The organism is Pseudomonas sp. 300, assembly GCF_055803035.1.
In genome coordinates this window covers 3,792,421-3,807,881 of record NZ_JAVLRV010000002.1, presented here as the reverse complement: position 1 = coordinate 3,807,881, position 15,461 = coordinate 3,792,421, and the positions used below count along the sequence as shown (strand labels likewise).

19 protein-coding genes are annotated in these 15,461 nt (G+C 60.3%); 9 read left to right on the top strand and 10 right to left on the bottom strand.

The genetic code is table 11. The features are described 5' to 3' along the window. Both Q7W83_RS24005 and Q7W83_RS24000 read left to right on the top strand, forming a co-directional pair. On the top strand, positions 1 to 203 hold a 203-nt coding region (locus Q7W83_RS24005), incomplete at its 5' end, for a hypothetical protein (protein ID WP_473657342.1). Between the two features lie 11 nt (positions 204 to 214). Further along, complete coding sequence (locus Q7W83_RS24000; protein ID WP_473657339.1) at positions 215 to 1,840, top strand: methyl-accepting chemotaxis protein; 1,626 nt, start codon at positions 215 to 217, stop codon at positions 1,838 to 1,840. Positions 1,841 to 1,902: 62 nt separating this feature from the next. Here Q7W83_RS24000 and Q7W83_RS23995 read toward each other — a convergent pair whose 3' ends face one another. The 5 genes from Q7W83_RS23995 to Q7W83_RS23975 form a co-directional block, all read right to left on the bottom strand. Continuing rightward, the gene (locus Q7W83_RS23995) at positions 1,903 to 2,301 is read right to left on the bottom strand and encodes an HvfA family oxazolone/thioamide-modified RiPP metallophore (RefSeq protein ID WP_150654468.1); all 399 of its coding nucleotides are present in this window, start codon (positions 2,299 to 2,301) and stop codon (positions 1,903 to 1,905) included. A gap of 339 nt (positions 2,302 to 2,640) precedes the next feature. Continuing rightward, positions 2,641 to 3,939 (bottom strand): NAD(P)/FAD-dependent oxidoreductase, encoded by a 1,299-nt coding sequence (locus tag Q7W83_RS23990; RefSeq protein WP_150633606.1) that lies wholly within the window; start codon positions 3,937 to 3,939, stop codon positions 2,641 to 2,643. Positions 3,940 to 3,999: 60 nt separating this feature from the next. Further along, positions 4,000 to 4,173: a DUF3094 domain-containing protein gene (locus Q7W83_RS23985; protein ID WP_008028730.1), complete on the bottom strand. Its 174-nt coding sequence runs from the start codon at positions 4,171 to 4,173 to the stop codon at positions 4,000 to 4,002. 55 nt (positions 4,174 to 4,228) lie between these two features. After that, the gene (locus tag Q7W83_RS23980) at positions 4,229 to 4,756 is read right to left on the bottom strand and encodes an MOSC domain-containing protein (protein WP_473657336.1); all 528 of its coding nucleotides are present in this window, start codon (positions 4,754 to 4,756) and stop codon (positions 4,229 to 4,231) included. Continuing rightward, positions 4,753 to 5,379 carry a DUF1780 domain-containing protein gene (locus Q7W83_RS23975; RefSeq protein ID WP_017340830.1) on the bottom strand — a complete coding sequence of 209 codons (627 nt, stop codon included), beginning with the start codon at positions 5,377 to 5,379 and terminating at the stop codon, positions 4,753 to 4,755. The genes Q7W83_RS23980 and Q7W83_RS23975 overlap by 4 nt, the downstream gene beginning before the upstream one ends. A gap of 195 nt (positions 5,380 to 5,574) precedes the next feature. Between Q7W83_RS23975 and Q7W83_RS23970 the strand changes: the two genes are divergently transcribed. The 5 genes from Q7W83_RS23970 to Q7W83_RS23950 all read left to right on the top strand — a co-directional run bounded on the left by Q7W83_RS23970 (position 5,575) and on the right by Q7W83_RS23950 (position 10,851). Then, positions 5,575 to 6,042 (top strand): FAD/FMN-containing dehydrogenase, encoded by a 468-nt coding sequence (locus Q7W83_RS23970; protein WP_150633604.1) that lies wholly within the window; start codon positions 5,575 to 5,577, stop codon positions 6,040 to 6,042. A 309-nt stretch (positions 6,043 to 6,351) separates the two neighbouring features. Beyond that, on the top strand, positions 6,352 to 7,719 hold the full coding sequence (locus Q7W83_RS23965) for an aromatic acid/H+ symport family MFS transporter (protein WP_473657333.1): 1,368 nt from the start codon (positions 6,352 to 6,354) through the stop codon (positions 7,717 to 7,719). Further along, positions 7,716 to 8,921: a benzoate/H(+) symporter BenE family transporter gene (locus Q7W83_RS23960; protein WP_473657331.1), complete on the top strand. Its 1,206-nt coding sequence runs from the start codon at positions 7,716 to 7,718 to the stop codon at positions 8,919 to 8,921. The genes Q7W83_RS23965 and Q7W83_RS23960 overlap by 4 nt, the downstream gene beginning before the upstream one ends. A gap of 17 nt (positions 8,922 to 8,938) precedes the next feature. Further along, positions 8,939 to 10,207, top strand: coding sequence for an OprD family porin (locus Q7W83_RS23955; RefSeq protein WP_150633601.1), 1,269 nt, complete (start codon positions 8,939 to 8,941; stop codon positions 10,205 to 10,207). Further along, positions 10,204 to 10,851, top strand: coding sequence for a methyl-accepting chemotaxis protein (locus Q7W83_RS23950; protein WP_150638280.1), 648 nt, complete (start codon positions 10,204 to 10,206; stop codon positions 10,849 to 10,851). The genes Q7W83_RS23955 and Q7W83_RS23950 overlap by 4 nt, the downstream gene beginning before the upstream one ends. 18 nt (positions 10,852 to 10,869) lie before the next feature. Here Q7W83_RS23950 and Q7W83_RS23945 read toward each other — a convergent pair whose 3' ends face one another. Further along, positions 10,870 to 11,109 (bottom strand): DUF2790 domain-containing protein, encoded by a 240-nt coding sequence (locus tag Q7W83_RS23945; RefSeq protein ID WP_150633599.1) that lies wholly within the window; start codon positions 11,107 to 11,109, stop codon positions 10,870 to 10,872. A gap of 464 nt (positions 11,110 to 11,573) precedes the next feature. Here Q7W83_RS23945 and Q7W83_RS23940 point away from each other — a divergent pair, with 464 nt between their 5' ends. Next, positions 11,574 to 12,263: an energy-coupling factor ABC transporter permease gene (locus Q7W83_RS23940; RefSeq protein ID WP_150633598.1), complete on the top strand. Its 690-nt coding sequence runs from the start codon at positions 11,574 to 11,576 to the stop codon at positions 12,261 to 12,263. A 63-nt stretch (positions 12,264 to 12,326) separates the two neighbouring features. After that, the gene (locus tag Q7W83_RS23935) at positions 12,327 to 12,542 is read left to right on the top strand and encodes a hypothetical protein (protein WP_054051316.1); all 216 of its coding nucleotides are present in this window, start codon (positions 12,327 to 12,329) and stop codon (positions 12,540 to 12,542) included. A gap of 9 nt (positions 12,543 to 12,551) precedes the next feature. On the opposite strand, the gene yacG is transcribed toward Q7W83_RS23935, so the two are convergent. Genes yacG through Q7W83_RS23915 form a run of 4 tightly spaced genes read right to left on the bottom strand, consistent with a single transcriptional unit; the run spans position 12,552 to position 15,460 of the window. Further along, a complete protein-coding gene (gene yacG, locus Q7W83_RS23930; protein ID WP_150633596.1) occupies positions 12,552 to 12,752 on the bottom strand; it encodes a DNA gyrase inhibitor YacG in 201 nt (66 codons plus the stop codon). Beyond that, a complete protein-coding gene (coaE, locus tag Q7W83_RS23925) occupies positions 12,749 to 13,372 on the bottom strand; it encodes a dephospho-CoA kinase (protein ID WP_150633595.1) in 624 nt (207 codons plus the stop codon). The genes yacG and coaE overlap by 4 nt, the downstream gene beginning before the upstream one ends. Then, positions 13,369 to 14,241: a prepilin peptidase gene (locus tag Q7W83_RS23920; protein WP_473657324.1), complete on the bottom strand. Its 873-nt coding sequence runs from the start codon at positions 14,239 to 14,241 to the stop codon at positions 13,369 to 13,371. The genes coaE and Q7W83_RS23920 overlap by 4 nt, the downstream gene beginning before the upstream one ends. A 1-nt stretch (position 14,242) precedes the next feature. Further along, the gene (locus Q7W83_RS23915) at positions 14,243 to 15,460 is read right to left on the bottom strand and encodes a type II secretion system F family protein (RefSeq protein ID WP_473657321.1); all 1,218 of its coding nucleotides are present in this window, start codon (positions 15,458 to 15,460) and stop codon (positions 14,243 to 14,245) included. Between the last annotated feature and the right edge of the window lies 1 nt (position 15,461).

The following is a 15,461-nucleotide window of genomic DNA, read 5'->3' as shown; positions in this document are numbered from 1 at the left end:
GTCCGGTAGCGCGCCTGCTTTGGGAGCAGGATGTCAGGAGTTCGAATCCCCTTACCCCGACCATATTAAAAATCCTCGTATCGAAAGATACGGGGATTTTTTTTGCCTTCGAAAAAACCGAATCCTTTCAAGTCATCATACAACTAGCCGATAACGAGCTGTCGGGCGCTCTCGCGAGCTCCCATTCAAGCCAACAACAATAAAGGCGCTCGTTATGTTTCTTCGTCAGCTGAATATTGCCCCTCGTGCTGCGCTGGGTTTTGCCTTGATCGCCGTGCTGGTGGCGTTGCTCGGAATCTTTGCCCTGGGGCAAATGTCGAGCATTCGCGAGAGCGAGGTGGCGGTGGAGAAGCAATGGCTGCCGAGCATTCGCGGAGGTGACGAGATCCGCGAGCTGATGTTGCGCATCCGCACCATTTCCTTGCGCATGGCACTGGATCAAGACGCGAAGAACATTCCGACCTACCGCAGTCAGATGGACACTCGTGACAAGGAATTGAGCGAGAAAATTGCGGCTTACGACAAACTGGTCGATACCGCTGAAGGTCAGGCCTTGTATGATCAGTTCAAAACCACCTTTGCCGCCTATCGCACCGGCATTGCCCAGTCTTTCACCCTGGCCGAGCAAGGTCGCCGTGAGGAGCTGACCAAACTTCTGCTGGTCGATATGAAAACCGTGGTCGATGGTTCCGGTAAACAGCTCAATGACCTGGCGGACCTGTTCGCTAAACAGGTCGCCATTGAAAGCCAGAAGTCCGCAGCGCATTACGAAACCTCCCGGTCCATCGTCAGTCTGTTCATCGCGCTCGCGGCGTTGGCGACTGTCGGCCTGGCGATGTTGCTGACTCGCAGTATCGTCCGTCCGCTGAACGAGGCCCTGTCGGCAGCGGAAAGCGTGGCGCAGGGCGATTTGACCCGACCTATTGCGACCCATGGCAATGACGAAGTGAGTCGCTTGCTCAGGGCGCTGGCGACCATGCAGCAGAACCTGCGTGAAACCTTGCAAGCCATCAGCGGTTCAGCCACTCAGTTGGCCACGGCGGCTGACGAGTTGAATGCTGTCACGCTCGACAGCACCCAAGGGCTGCAACAACAGAACAACGAAATTGAGCAGGCCGCCACGGCCGTCAACGAAATGACCTCTGCCGTCGAAGAAGTTGCACGCAACGCAGTGTCGACCTCCGATGCCACTCGTCAGTCGAGCGAGTCGGCGCACCTGGGGCAGGAGCGGGTCAGCGAGACTGCGAGCGCCATCAGCGCCCTGGCCAGTGATGTGCAGCACACCGGTGAGTTGGTGCAGTCGCTGGCTAATCAATCCCAGGACATCGGCAAGGTGCTGGATGTGATTCGAGCCATCGCCGAGCAAACCAATCTGTTGGCGCTCAACGCTGCGATTGAAGCGGCGCGCGCGGGTGAAAGCGGGCGTGGTTTTGCGGTGGTGGCCGATGAAGTGCGTGCGCTGGCGCATCGCACGCAGCAATCGACCCAGGAAATCGAACAAATGGTTCAGGGTATGCGCAACGGTTCGAGCCTGGCGCTGGACTCGATGAACGCCAGCGCTTCCCGTGCCGCCAGCACGCTGGTGTTGGCCGAACGGGCTGGCGATGCATTGCAGACCATCACGGCTTCGGTCCATGAGATTCATGAGCGCAATCTGGTGATTGCCAGTGCAGCCGAAGAGCAGGCCCAAGTGGCTCGGGAAGTGGATCGCAATCTGGTGAATATCCGCGACTTGTCGGTTCGCTCCGCTGCCGGCGCCGACCAGACCAGTGCTTCCAGTCATGAGCTGTCAAAACTGGCCAATGCCTTGCAAGGCCTGGTGCAGCGCTTTCGCGTGTAAGACCGCCAGACGAAAAAATACCGCGCCTCTCGATGGAGAAGCGCGGTCTGATGCCCGGATACTTAGGCGCCGTCCTGGTCTTTCAGGTGCTCGAACAGGCCTTTTGGCATTTTCTTGCCATTGGCTTCGTAGTTGGCTTTCACGTTGTCGAACGCTTCTTGTTCGTCGATGAAGCCGTCATGGTTGGTGTCGATCTTGTCGAAATTGGACTTGGGCGCGACTTTCAGGAATTCGGCGCGGGACACTTTTCCGTCGCCGTCGGTGTCGGTTTTTGCCATCGATGCATCACCACACTTGCCTTCGCCACACTTGCCTTCAGGGGTTTTCACCACCTGTTCGGCCGAGGCCAGCAGGTAGCCCTGGGTCAGTGGCTGCGAGGCGAAAACGGAGCCGGTCAACATCATGCCGCCAGCGAGGACAGCGCCGAGCAAACCGATAGTGTTCTTGGTGGTACGGGACATTTCAAATCTCCTGGGTTGCACGACGCAACCACTCGATAAAGGTTGCCACGTAAGTGCGGCGATAACCGTAGTTGGCGGGGTGCCTTGCTCGGATGTGGCCATTTAACGGGCGGGGTGTACCGCTACTGTGTCGCGCAGGGGGGGATTTGTAAGCGAAGGGGCGAAACCGCGGGGGAGATACAGTGAGACACACATGTGTTTGCAGGATAGACCGAGGCGCCTGTATCGCGGGCAAGCCACGCTCCCACAGGGTTAGATGCTGACCATGGAGCCTGGGTCCGACACATCACCTGTGGGAGCGGGCTTGCCCGCGATGGGGTCCTGACGAGCGCCGAATATTTAATGCAGCTTCAGGCGCGGCTCGGTTCCGCGCCCAATCTTGCTCCCCAACATCAACATCGCCGTACGAAACGCGCCATACAGCGCCATCTGGTGCATGCGGTACAGCGACACATAAAACATCCGCGCCAACCACCCCTCAAGCATCACGCTGCCGGTCAGGTTGCCCATCAAGTTACCCACAGCCGAAAAACGCGACAGCGAAATCAACGAACCGTAATCGGTGTACTTGTACACAGGCAACGGCTTGCCTTCGATCCGCAGCTTCAGCGATTTGGCCAGCAACGACGCCTGTTGATGCGCAGCCTGGGCACGCGGCGGTACATTTCGATCGGTGCCTGGTTGCGGGCAGGCCGCGCAGTCACCGAAGGCGAAGATGTTCTCGTCACGGGTGGTTTGCAGGGTCGGCAGCACTTGCAGCTGGTTGATGCGATTGGTTTCCAGACCGTCGATGTCCTTGAGGAAACCCGGCGCACGGATGCCGGCGGCCCAGACCTTGAGGCTGGCGTTGATCACATTGCCGTCGGCGGTGATCAGGCTGTCGGCGGTCACTTCACTGACGGCCGCATTGGTCATGACATTGACCCCGAGTTTCTCCAGGGTTTTATGCACAGGGCCGCCAATCCGTTCCGGCAGCGCTGGCAGTACCCGTGGACCGGCCTCGATCAGGGTGATGTGCATGTTCTCCGGTTTGATCCGGTCCAGACCGTAAGCTGCCAGCTCATGCGCGGCATTGTGCAGTTCGGCGGCCAGCTCGACGCCCGTGGCGCCAGCGCCGACGATCGCTACGCTGATCTGCTGCACCACATCCGTTTGCCCGGCGTGCGCGCGTAAATAATGGTTGAGCAGTTGCTGATGGAAGCGCTCGGCCTGTTTGCGGGTGTCGAGGAACAGGCAATGTTGCGCTGCTCCCTGGGTACCGAAATCGTTGGTGGTGCTGCCGACTGCGATCACCAGCGAGTCGTATGGCACTTCACGTGCTGGCACCAGTTCCAGGCCGGCTTCGTCATACGTGGCGGCCAGCTGGATTTTCTTCTGTTCGCGATCGAGCCCGCTCATGCGCCCCAGCTGGAACTCGAAGTGGTTCCATTTTGCCTGGGCAACATAATTGAGTTCGTCTTCGGAAGAGTTCAAGGACCCGGCCGCGACTTCGTGCAACAGCGGTTTCCAGATGTGGGTCAGGTTCGCGTCGACCAGCATCACACTGGCCGTGCCGCGCTTGCCCAGAGTCTTACCCAGACGGGTAGCCAACTCCAGACCGCCGGCGCCGCCGCCAACGATGACAATACGATGAGTCATGGGGATATCTCGCAAGGCTAAAAGAAATCGGTGCAATTACCCGAGCGAGCGCGATGCAGCTCATAGCGTCAGGTAACTGATAAATCGGCTCAACAGGCCCAGGCCAATGGTCACTGCCAGTACCACCACCAGGAGCATCCACGGCCGGAAAGGCCGGCGCTCGACTCGGTGCTGGGACAGGTGCAGGTACTCTTCGACATGCTTCTGGTCGTCGGGGTTCAGGCGGCTGGTCATATCGGGCCTCGTCAGGGGGTAGACGTTGCTGAATGTCTAGAAGCTACAGGGGGTTTTACCCCACATTGAACGGAGCATAGCCGCTGGCCGGAATCGGCTCGACGCTGACTGTATCGTCCAGGCGAATGATTCCACTTTGTAACACTCGGGCGGTGATTCCGCCATGTCCGCGAACGGCCTGGAAAGTGCCGGGGCCGAGGTTGTTTTGCAGGCGTGCGCAAGGCTGGCACCAACCGGTGGTTTCGAAAATCGCCTGGCCGATTTTGAAGCGGCGGCCCTTGAGGCTGAACAGGTTGATCCCACTGATCACGAGGTTGCGCCGCAAATCATTAGGTGACACCGGATTATCTTCCGGCCGGCCCATCAGCGAGCTGATCACTGCCAGATGCTCCCATTGAATCAACGTCACTTGTCGCGCATTGCGCACGCCGGGGCGGGCGCGATCGCCGGTCAGGCCGGCCTCCAGCCGCGCCTCCACGGCCTCCAGTTCGATCATCGGCACATGGGGCTGCGGGCGCACGCCGATCCAGCGGACGCGGCCGGTTTGCGGGACTTCAGCGATCAGTTCCTGCAGCGGACTCACAGGCTGATCCCGACATCGAAGACGATGCTGCGACCGAGGTTGCTGCGCAGGAAATCCGGTGCATCCGGATGGGCGAACAGCACGCGAGCGAAGGTCGGCCCGACCAGCGACAACGAGCGCCAGCCCTGACGCAAGTATTCGGTGGGCGGTGGGAAATGGCTGTTGAGGTCGAGCACTTCGCGCTTGAGGCTGGCGAAGGCGATGATGTCCAGTTCGCCCAGGTCCATGCCGCGCTCTTTGTAGTTGTGCGCTTTTTTGCGCAAGGTCGGCGCCAGTCTCAGCAGGAACTCATTGGCCGGAATGCGTCTGGGCTTGGCCTCACGGCGCACCAGCGAACTCAAGGAAAACGCACTGCGTCGCCGCTGCAGTTCATCGCGCCACTCATCATTGAGGCGCCGGCCCTCGTCGAGCACGAAAAACACTTCGAAATTCGCATCGCGAAACAACACGTCCGGCGGCTCCCCGGCAGGGGCAAATTCGTCGACGCGGTAAGGAATGTTCAGGCCTTGCAGCAGGCGCTGGCACACCCAACGCTCACGCTCCCATTTGCGGGCATTGGAAAGGAACGCGTTGGCTTGCTCGGCCGCAATGGTCAGCAGGCGTAGATAATCTGAGTCATCCATAGGCCCAAGCTTAGCGTTCAAATGCGACAAGCTGAAAGCTTTGCGTTGAAACAAGGTCGTAATGGCCCCGCCGGCGTCAGCGGTGGTCGGGTTCCCACGATGTTTCTGTGATCGGTGTTGCGGCAACTGGGTGTGCAATAAAGGCGGTGTAGACTGGATTCATTGCGCTCAAGCGCCTCAACGAAGGGGAATGTCGTGAAATTATGGCCCGTGTTATTGCTCAGTCTTGTGCCTCTCTGGGCTCAGGCGCTGGAGGTGGGTGAGCGGCTGGCGCCGTGGACCTTGCTTGATCAGTTCGATCAGGCCTTCACGCTCGATAACCAGACGCAGACGCTGCTGGTGGCGCGCAGCATGGACGCCGCGAAACTGGTCGACGCCGCACTGCAGGGCCAGCCCAAGGGCTATCTGGAAGCCCGGCACGCGGTATTTGTCGCGGATATCCAGCGCATGCCTCGGCTGATCGCGAAGATGTTCGCCGTGCCGGCCATGCGCGATTATTCCTATCGCGTGATGCTCGACCGTGACGGGCGCGTGGCGCCGCGTTACCCCGGGGCCGTGGATAAAGTGTTGTGGCTGGCGCTCAAGGACGGTCAAGTGGTCGGTGAGCACGAATACGCCACGGCGGCGCAACTGCGTGAGGCACTGGAGAAGGCCCGGCCGTGATCGGGCTTCAGTGACGTATGCGTTGACTTGTTCGGCCGCAACGGCCGGCAGGTGAAAGTAGTCGGGGTCATCCATAGACCCCGGCTTGGCGTCCAAAGGTGATCGCCAGAAAGACTGTTTGTCGCGCAGGAGCAAAAGCCTGCCGCGACATTCCTCCCTCCCGCGCCCGATTCAGGGCCCTGCACAAAACGGATAGCGATCTGCGCAAAGCGGATATTGCCCCGCGCCTGGCAACTTTACCCTCGGCTTTACGGGACGTTAGCCGCTTTACCGACGCTCTGAATAAAACAACAACAAGAGATGAATGCCATGCGCAAGATCGACGTACATGAGGTTATCGACAACGCTCGATTCAACCGCTTCCACTGGATGGTGCTGTTCTGGTGTGCCCTGATCATCATTTTCGACGGTTACGATTTGGTGATCTACGGCGTGGTGTTGCCGATGCTGATGAAAGAGTGGGGACTCAGTCCCTTGCAGGCCGGCGCGCTGGGAAGTTACGCATTGTTTGGAATGATGTTCGGCGCGCTGTTTTTCGGCCCGCTCTCGGACAGGATCGGCCGCAAGAAAGCCATCACGATCTGCGTGATGCTCTTCAGCGGTTTTACCGTGCTCAATGGTTTTGCCCGCAACCCCACCGAGTTCGGCCTGTGCCGGTTCATCGCCGGCCTGGGCATCGGCGGGGTCATGCCCAACGTCGTGGCGCTGATGAACGAGTACGCGCCGAAGAAAATCCGCAGCACGCTGGTGGCGATCATGTTCAGCGGCTACTCCGTAGGCGGCATGCTCTCGGCGGGGCTGGGCATCGTGCTGATTCCGAGCTTCGGCTGGCAATCGGTGTTTTATGTCGCGGTGCTGCCGTTGGTGTTGTTGCCGCTGATCATGTATTTCCTGCCCGAGTCGGTGGGTTTCATGCTGCGTCAGGGGCGTAATGAAGAGGCGCGCGCCATTCTTCAACGGGTGGATCCGGCGTACGTCGCGCAGACCAGCGATCAACTGCACATGAGCGAAGTGAAGGGCACCGGGACCCCCGTGCTGCAACTGTTTCGCGAGGGGCGCGCGCTGCGCACACTGATGCTGTGGCTGGCGTTTTTCTGCTGCTTGCTGATGGTTTACGCCTTGAGTTCGTGGCTGCCGAAACTGATGGCCAACGCCGGTTACAGCCTGGGTTCGAGCCTGTCGTTCCTGCTGGTGCTCAACTTCGGCGCTATTTTTGGCGCGGTCGGTGGTGGCGTGCTGGGTGACAAACTGAACCTGCCGCGGGTGTTGGCGGTGTTCTTCGCCGTCGCCGCCGTGTCGATCACCTTGCTCGGTTTCAACAGCCCGATGCCGCTGCTGTACCTGCTGATCGCCATCGCGGGCGCCACCACCATCGGATCGCAGATTCTGCTGTACGCCTGCGCTGCGCAGTTCTACTCCATGACCATTCGCTCCACCGGTCTGGGTTGGGCCTCGGGCATCGGACGTAACGGCGCGATTGTCGGGCCTCTGCTGGGCGGTGCCTTGCTCGGGATCAGCCTGCCGCTGCAACTGAATTTCATGGCGTTTGCCTTGCCCGGCGCAGTGGCCGCGATTGCCATGACCGTGTTCGCCATCAGCAGTCAGCGCAGTCACAGGCAAGCGCTGTCGGGCCTGCGCCACGGTTCGCCAGCCGGGTCTGTCGGCGAAGCTTCGTGAAAGCGTTTGTCCGGGATTTTTCCCTGTCGGCGGCCGTCGCCGGATTTATCGCCACGGTGATTTCCTACGCCGGCCCGTTGGTGATTATTTTCCAGGCGGCCGAGACCGCGCACCTGTCGCGGGAAGTGCTGTCGTCGTGGGTCTGGGCGATTTCCATCGGCAGCGCGGTGCTCGGCATCGGTTTGAGCCTGCGTTACCGCGTGCCGGTGATCATCGCGTGGTCGGCGCCGGGCTCGGCGCTGCTGGTGGCGTTGTTACCGGGGATCTCGATGCCGGAGGCGGTGGGCGCGTACCTGGTCAGCAGCCTGATCATTTTCCTGGTCGGGGTGTCGGGGGCGTTTGACCGGATCATCGGCAAACTGCCGGCGGCGATTGCGGCGGCGATGCTGGCGGGGATTCTGTTCAGTTTCGGTACCGGGTTGTTTGTCTCGTTGCAGGGCAAACCGTGGCTGGTGCTGGCGATGTTTGCCACGTACCTGATCTGCAAACGGCTGATGCCGCGTTATGCGGTGTTGATGGTGCTGCTGGTGGGCTGCTCGATGGCGTTTCTCGCCGGTGACTTGCACAGCGAAGCCCTGGTGATCGGGTTGGCCACGCCGGTGTGGATCACGCCGGAGTTCAGCCTGAGTGCAACGCTGAACATCGCCTTGCCGTTGGTGATGGTGGCGCTGACCGGTCAGTTCGTGCCCGGCATCGCGGTGCTTCGGGCCAGCGGTTACGCGACGCCATCCGGCCCGATCATCGCCAGCAGCGCGCTGGGCACGGCGTTGTTGGCGCCGTTCGGTTGCCACGGGCTGAATCTGGCGGCGATTACCGCGGCCATTTGTACCGGTCGCGAGGCCCATGAAAATCCCGGCAAGCGCTACGTGGCCGGGGTGGTCGGTGGGCTGTGTTACCTGGTGCTGGGCATCTTCGGCGCCACCCTGGTGTCGCTGTTTTCGGCGTTCCCCAAAGAGCTGATCGCGGCGCTGGCCGGGCTGGCGCTGTTCGCCGCGATTGCCGGGGCGTTGGCCGGCGCCATGGCGATGCCGAGTGATCGGGAAGCCGCGCTGGTGACCTTTCTCACCACCGCCTCGGGCATGTCGTTGTTGGGGTTGTCCGCGGCTTTTTGGGGACTGATTTTCGGCATGGTCACCCATGTGTTGTTAAACGCCCGTCGCGAAAGCGCGGCGGCTGAAGCTCTTCCAACTGTCGATCAATAAAAATAAGAGAACAAACGATGAAACAGATTTTTCCAACAACCGGGTCAGTGTTGTCCATGGCGGTCGTCTCGGGTTTCTCCGCCAGCGCGATGGCGGCCGAGAGTGGCTTTATCGAAGACACCACGGCCACCTTGCAAGCACGCAATTACTACTTCAGTCGGGACTTCTCCGACATCGTCGGGGCCAACAAACAGTCGAAGGCCGAAGAGTGGGCACAGGGCTTCATCCTCAACGTCAAATCCGGTTACACCCAAGGGCCGGTCGGATTCGGTGTGGATGTGATCGGCCTGCTCGGCCTCAAGCTCGACAGCAGCCCGGATCGGGTGAACACCGGTTTGCTGCCGGTTAAAGATGACGGGCGCGCGGCGAATGATTACAGCCGTCTCGAAGCGGCGCTGAAGGTGCGTTTTTCAAAAACCGAGCTGAAGGTCGGGGAGCTGCAACCCAATCTGCCGGTGCTGGCGTTCAGTGATATCCGCCTGCTGCCGCCCAGCTATCAAGGTGCAAGCATCAGTTCCAATGAGATCAATGGCCTGACCTTGCAGGGTGGCCATTTGAATACCACCAGCCTGCGCAACGAGGCCGGCGACGAAAAAATGCAGGCCATGCTCGGCCACGTGCCGCAGCGCCAGGTCAGCAGTGATGGCTTCAACTTTGCCGGCGCCGATTACGCCTTCAACGATAAACGCAGCTCGGTCAGCGCCTGGTTCGGGCAACTGGAAGATATCTACAACCAGCGCTTCCTGGGCATCAAGCACAGCGAACCGCTCGGTGACTGGACCCTGGGCGCCAACCTCGGCTACTACGATTCGCGCGAAGACGGCAAGAAGCTGCTGGGCAACATCGATAACCAGGCGTTCTTCTCGCTGCTGTCGGCCAAGCGCGGTGGCCATACGTTTTATGTCGGGTATCAAGGGATGTTCGGTGACAGCGCATTCCCACGCGTCTTCGCCAACGTCTCGCCGCTGGGCAACGAGGTGCCGACCTACGAGTTCGCCTACACCGACGAACGCTCGTGGCAGGCGCGTTACGACTACGACTTCGCCGCGCTCGGTGTGCCTGGGCTGACCAGCACCGTGCGTTACATCTCCGGTAATAACGTCGACACCGGGCAGGGCTTCGAGGGCAAGGACCGCGAGCGGGATCTCGACCTCGGTTACGTGCTGCAAAGTGGCAGCCTCAAAGGCCTCGGGATTCGGGTGCGCAATGTGATGGCGCGATCCAACTACCGCAGTGATATCGACGAAAACCGCCTGATCCTCAGTTACACCTGGACGCTGCTATGAGCCTTGAAAAAGAACAACCGCCGTACACCATCGGCCTGCAGGTCAAACTGGAGCAATTGACCGAGTCGGTGCTGCAAACCGAGGAAGACATGCGCTTTGCCAATCAACTGGCGCGCACGGCCGGCGATCGGGTCAAGGCGAGTGCGCAAAGCATGCAGTCGTCGGCCAGTGTGCTGGAGGATCTGAACCTCTACATGCAGCGTCTGGATCAGGTGTTCGATGAACTCGGCAGTCAGTCGATGCGCATCGGCGCGATTGTCGGCAGCATTCAGGACATTGCCCGTCAGACCAATCTGCTGGCGCTCAACGCGGCCATCGAGGCGGCGAGGGCGGGCAGCCATGGCCGAGGGTTTGCGGTGGTCGCCGATGAGGTGCGCAATCTCTCGCGTCAGGCCGCGGACTCCAGTGCGCAGATCCGGCAAATCGCCACGGGGCTGGAACAGTCGGCGGAGCAGGCGCGCCAGGGTCTTCAGCAATTATCCGGTTCAACCCGTCTGGGGCTGGAAAAGGCTGGAGTGGCTTTGCACTCGATGGGTGAATTGCAAAGCGGTGCGGTGGCCAGGGTCGAGGTGGTCGAACGGATCATGGCGCGTTTGGCCGGCCTGCATGATTTGGCGTTGCAGGCGAAACGGCTGATCGTGTGAGTCGCGGGTTGCCCGGTGTTACAGGCTGCTCGTGCAATTGCCCATGACTGAGTAGGTCACGCTATGGGTCTGGCCCTGATGGTCAATGTAGACCATGGTTGCCGGTACGACGTCGCACGAGGTGGCGGTGTCGGTGATGGAAACCACCTTGGCGATGTCCAGCGGTTGCGCGGGGTCGTACGGGGTGGCGGCGGGCTCGCTGGCGGCCATGGCTGAGGTGGCGATCAGGGTCAGAAACAGGGTGGTCAGGGTTTTCATTTTTGTCGACTCGGTGTTGGTTTTGATGCTTGAAGTTTAGTCCTCGGCTGTGATGGATAAAGGGGGCCAGGGCTGATTCAGCGTTGCAGGAAACGTAACAATCATCCATGCCGGGTTGCCTACTGCGCAGAACCTCCACTTAGCCGCTCGAGGGGGCGACTACCGCCACAGCACCGCGAGGTGGCGTGTCACTTCAAGCGTACGCATTCCCCTGTGGGAGCTAGCCTGCTAGCGATGGACGTCAACGATAACGCGGGCTGTCTGAATGAACGCGGTGTCCGGACTTTTTTTCGCGAGCAGGCTCGCTCCCACAGAGGATCATGGTACGGCTTTCGCTTTTCCTGTGAGACCGTCAGCCGCCATTACCGCAGAAACGGATATGACCCCAATCGTAGGGCGCACAAACGGCGGTGTAGACTGAGAGCCTGTCCTCTCCCGGCAAAGAAAAAGGAGCAAGCCCAGCCATGATCGGCGCCGAGCTGCTGTCCCCCGAAACCCTCACCGTCGGTTGGCTGATCTACGTCCCAGCGCTGATCTGGGCCATCGCGCGCGCCCCGTGGGTCGAACTCTTCAGCGACAGCCGCCGCCAGCACCTGTTGTTCGGCACCGTATTCGCGCTGTTCATGCTCTGGCTGGTGCGAAGGGATTTCGACACCGGCGTGTCCTATCACTTCATTGGCATGACCGCCGTGACCCTGCTCCTGGACTGGCCGTTGGCAATCGTCGGCGGCCTGGTCGCCCAAACCGGCCTGGTCCTGCTCGGACGCCAGGACCTCGCCGCCGTCGGGGTCAACGGTGCGTTGTTCATTCTGCTGCCCGTGCTGGTCACCGAGTGCTGCGCCATCCTCGTGGAGCGCGCGCAACCGCGAAACCCCTTCGTTTACATCTTCGTTTCCGGCTTCTTCGCCGCGGCGCTATCGGCCTTGCTGTGCCTGTTGCTGGCCCTGTGGTTGCTGTGGTTCAACGAGCTTTTCGTCATGCCCTATTGGCTGGAAGATTTTGTCGGTTACCTGTGGCTGATCATCTTTCCCGAAGCGTTCATCAACGGCATGGTCGTCAGCGCACTGGTGGTGTTCAGCCCGGAATGGCTGGAGACCTTCAACCGCACACGCTACCTTTCGGCGCCCTGGAAGGACGACGATCCGAAATCTTGATCCACATCAAATCCAAAAAACGGCGACGAATCCATGCTCCGCAAAACCTTCAGGAGCATCGAAATGAGTGTCTACGAATGGGCAAGGCAGGAGTTGCGCCACAGTCTGGATGCAGCGCAGGAAGTCGGGTTTGATCCGGGGTTGAGCCTGCGCGCCTTGCTCAGCGCGGTGGTGCAGCAGAGCAAGGCTGTGCGCAGTGTCGAGGATCTGGCCGATGAGTTGCAGTTTCTCGCCGAGAACCTCGATGACAGTCAGGACTATGGCTTCATGCGGCCTTGATCGCCGGACTCAGTGACGTGGGTCGAAATCGCCGCTGAACAACTCGTCCTCGGCATCGGGGGCCACCGGAATCTTGTGTTCTTCCGACGCCCAGGCGCCCAGGTCGATCAGTTTGCAGCGGTCCGAACAGAACGGCCGGAATGTGCTTTCCGGGGTCCATTCGACAGGGGCGCCGCAGGTGGGGCATTCGACGGTTGGGGTTTGGCTCATGACTGGCCTCCACGCAATGTAAGGTAAAAGTGATGCAGGCGTTCGACCTCGCTGTGCAGCCAGGCGAGGTCGCGGTCGTTGACCACCACATCGTCGGCATGGCTCAGACGATCCTGGCGGCTGGATTGCGCCTTGAGGATCGCCTGGACCTGTTGTTCGCTGGTCTGGTCACGCTGCAGGGTGCGTTCGATCTGTAACTGTTCGGGCGCATCGATCACCAGCACTCGCTGGGTCATGGCGTACTGCCCGGACTCGATCAGCAACGGCGAAACCAGAATCGCATAAGGCGATTGTGCCTTGCCCAAGTGATCGGCGATTTCCTTGGCGATCAACGGATGCAAAAGCGCCTCGAGCCAGAGGCGTTGCTCAGGCACTTCGAAGATCAGTTTGCGCAACGCCGCACGATCCAGTTGACCGTCGGCTTGCAGCACGCCGGGGCCAAAATGTTCAGCGATCCGGGCCAGCGCCGGGCGCCCCGGCTCCACCACCCAGCGCGCCGCATGATCGGCATCGACCACATGCACGCCCAGGTCGATAAAGTGCTGGGCGGCCGCGCTTTTACCGCTGCCGATGCCACCGGTCAGGCCGAGAATCCAGGGTTTTTCCACAGGGGTATTCATTTCAAACCGACAAACTGCCAATAGAAGTCGGTTATTTGACCACCCCAGAGCAATGCAATCCAGCCGGCAATCGCCAGATAGGGACCGAAGGGAATTGGCGTCGAGGTTTTCGCGTTGCGCAGGCGCAGCAAAATCACGCCGATAATCGCGCCCACCATGGACGACAACAAAATGGTCAGCGGCAAAATCTGCCAGCCGCCCCAGGCGCCCAGCATGGCCAGCAGCTTGAAATCGCCGTGGCCGATGCCATCCTTGCCGGTGATCAGCTTGAACAGCCAGAACACCGACCACAGCACCATGTAGCCCGCAATGGCGCCCCACAGTGCCTCAGTCAACGGCACGAACAACTCGAAGCTGTTGACGATCAGTCCCAGCCACAGCAGCGGCAGCACCAGTACATCCGGCAACAGTTGATGCTCGGCGTCGATCAGGCTCATGGCCAACAGGCCCCAGCTCAACACCAGCACCGTCGTGGCCTGCCACCCGAAACCGAAATGCCAGGCGATGAACGCGGACAGCAGGCCGCAGGCCAGTTCAGTCAATGGGTAGCGTTTGCTGATGGGCGTTGCGCAGCTTGAGCATCGCCCACGTAAAAACACATAACTGAGCAGCGGAATGTTTTCCCAGGCGCGGATCCGGTGCCCACAGTGCGGGCATTGGGAGTGGGGCAGCATCAGGTTGTAGGTCGGCAGCGGCGTTTCGCCCGGCAGGCCCAGAATGTCGTAGGCCTGCAGTCTCCATTCGCGCGCGAGCATTTTCGGCAGGCGCCAGATCACCACGTTGAGAAAGCTGCCGACCAGCAAACCGACCACCAGGGCAAGGAGGACAAACGCCAGCGGGTACACAGTCAGAATTTCGTTCAAGGGCATGTCAGATCGCATTGCCGAGTTGGAAGATGGGCAGGTACATCGCAACCACCAGGCCGCCGACGATAACACCCAGCACCACCATGATGAACGGTTCCATCAGACTGGTGAGGTTATCGACCATGTTGTCGACTTCGGCCTCGTAGAAACTCGCAACCTTGTCGAGCATGTCATCCAGTGCGCCGGACTCTTCACCAATGGCGGTCATCTGAATCGCCATGTTCGGAAAGATGCCGGAGGTGCGCATGGAGAAGTTCAGCTGCATCCCCGTCGCCACATCCTGCTTGATGCGCAGTACCGCACGTTTGAACACGATGTTGCCCGTCGCGCCCGCCACCGATTCCAGCGCCTCGACCAGCGGCACGCCAGCGGCAAAGGTGGTCGACAATGTTCGGGCGTAACGGGCCACGGCGGACTTGTACATCAACGTGCCAATCAACGGCAGTTTCAGCAGCCAGGTGTCGGTCCGGTCCCGAAAGCCTTGCGATGTCCTGAAGGCATGGCGCACACCGAATATCGCCGCAATCAGCCCGCCAAGCATCAGCCACCACCAATCCTGCATGAACTGCGAGAGGCCGATGACCATCACCGTGAACGCCGGCAATTCGGCACCGAATCCTTTGAACACCGACTCGAACTGCGGCACCACCTTGACCAGCAGAATCCCGGTGACGATGATCGCGACGAACACCACGGCCAGCGGGTACGTCATGGCTTTCTTGATCTTGGCCTTGAGGCTTTCGCTCTTTTCCTTGTAGGTCGCGACCCGCTCCAACAGGGTATCCAGCGCACCGGCCTGTTCGCCGGCATCCACCAGGTTGCAGTAGAGCTCATCAAAATACTGCGGCTTTTTGCGCAGGGCCGCCGCGAAGCTGTTACCCGCAGCGACTTCCTGTTTCACCTCGTCCACCAGTTTGCGCATGGCCGGGTTATCGAAGCCTTCGCCAATGATGTCGAATGACTGCAACAGCGGCACCCCCGCTTTCATCATGGTCGCCATCTGCCGGGTGAACAGGGCAATGTCATGCGCCTTGATGCGTTGGCCGAGGCTGAAAATCGAGGCGGATTTCTTGCGCACCTTGCCAGGGTTGATGCCTTGCTTGCGCAGTTGCGCCTTGATCAAGGCCGGATTCTGCCCGCTGAGTTCGCCGGTGATTTTCGTGCCTTTTTTGTCGGTGCCTTCCCAGGTATACACACTGATTTTTGCTGCTTTGACCGCCATG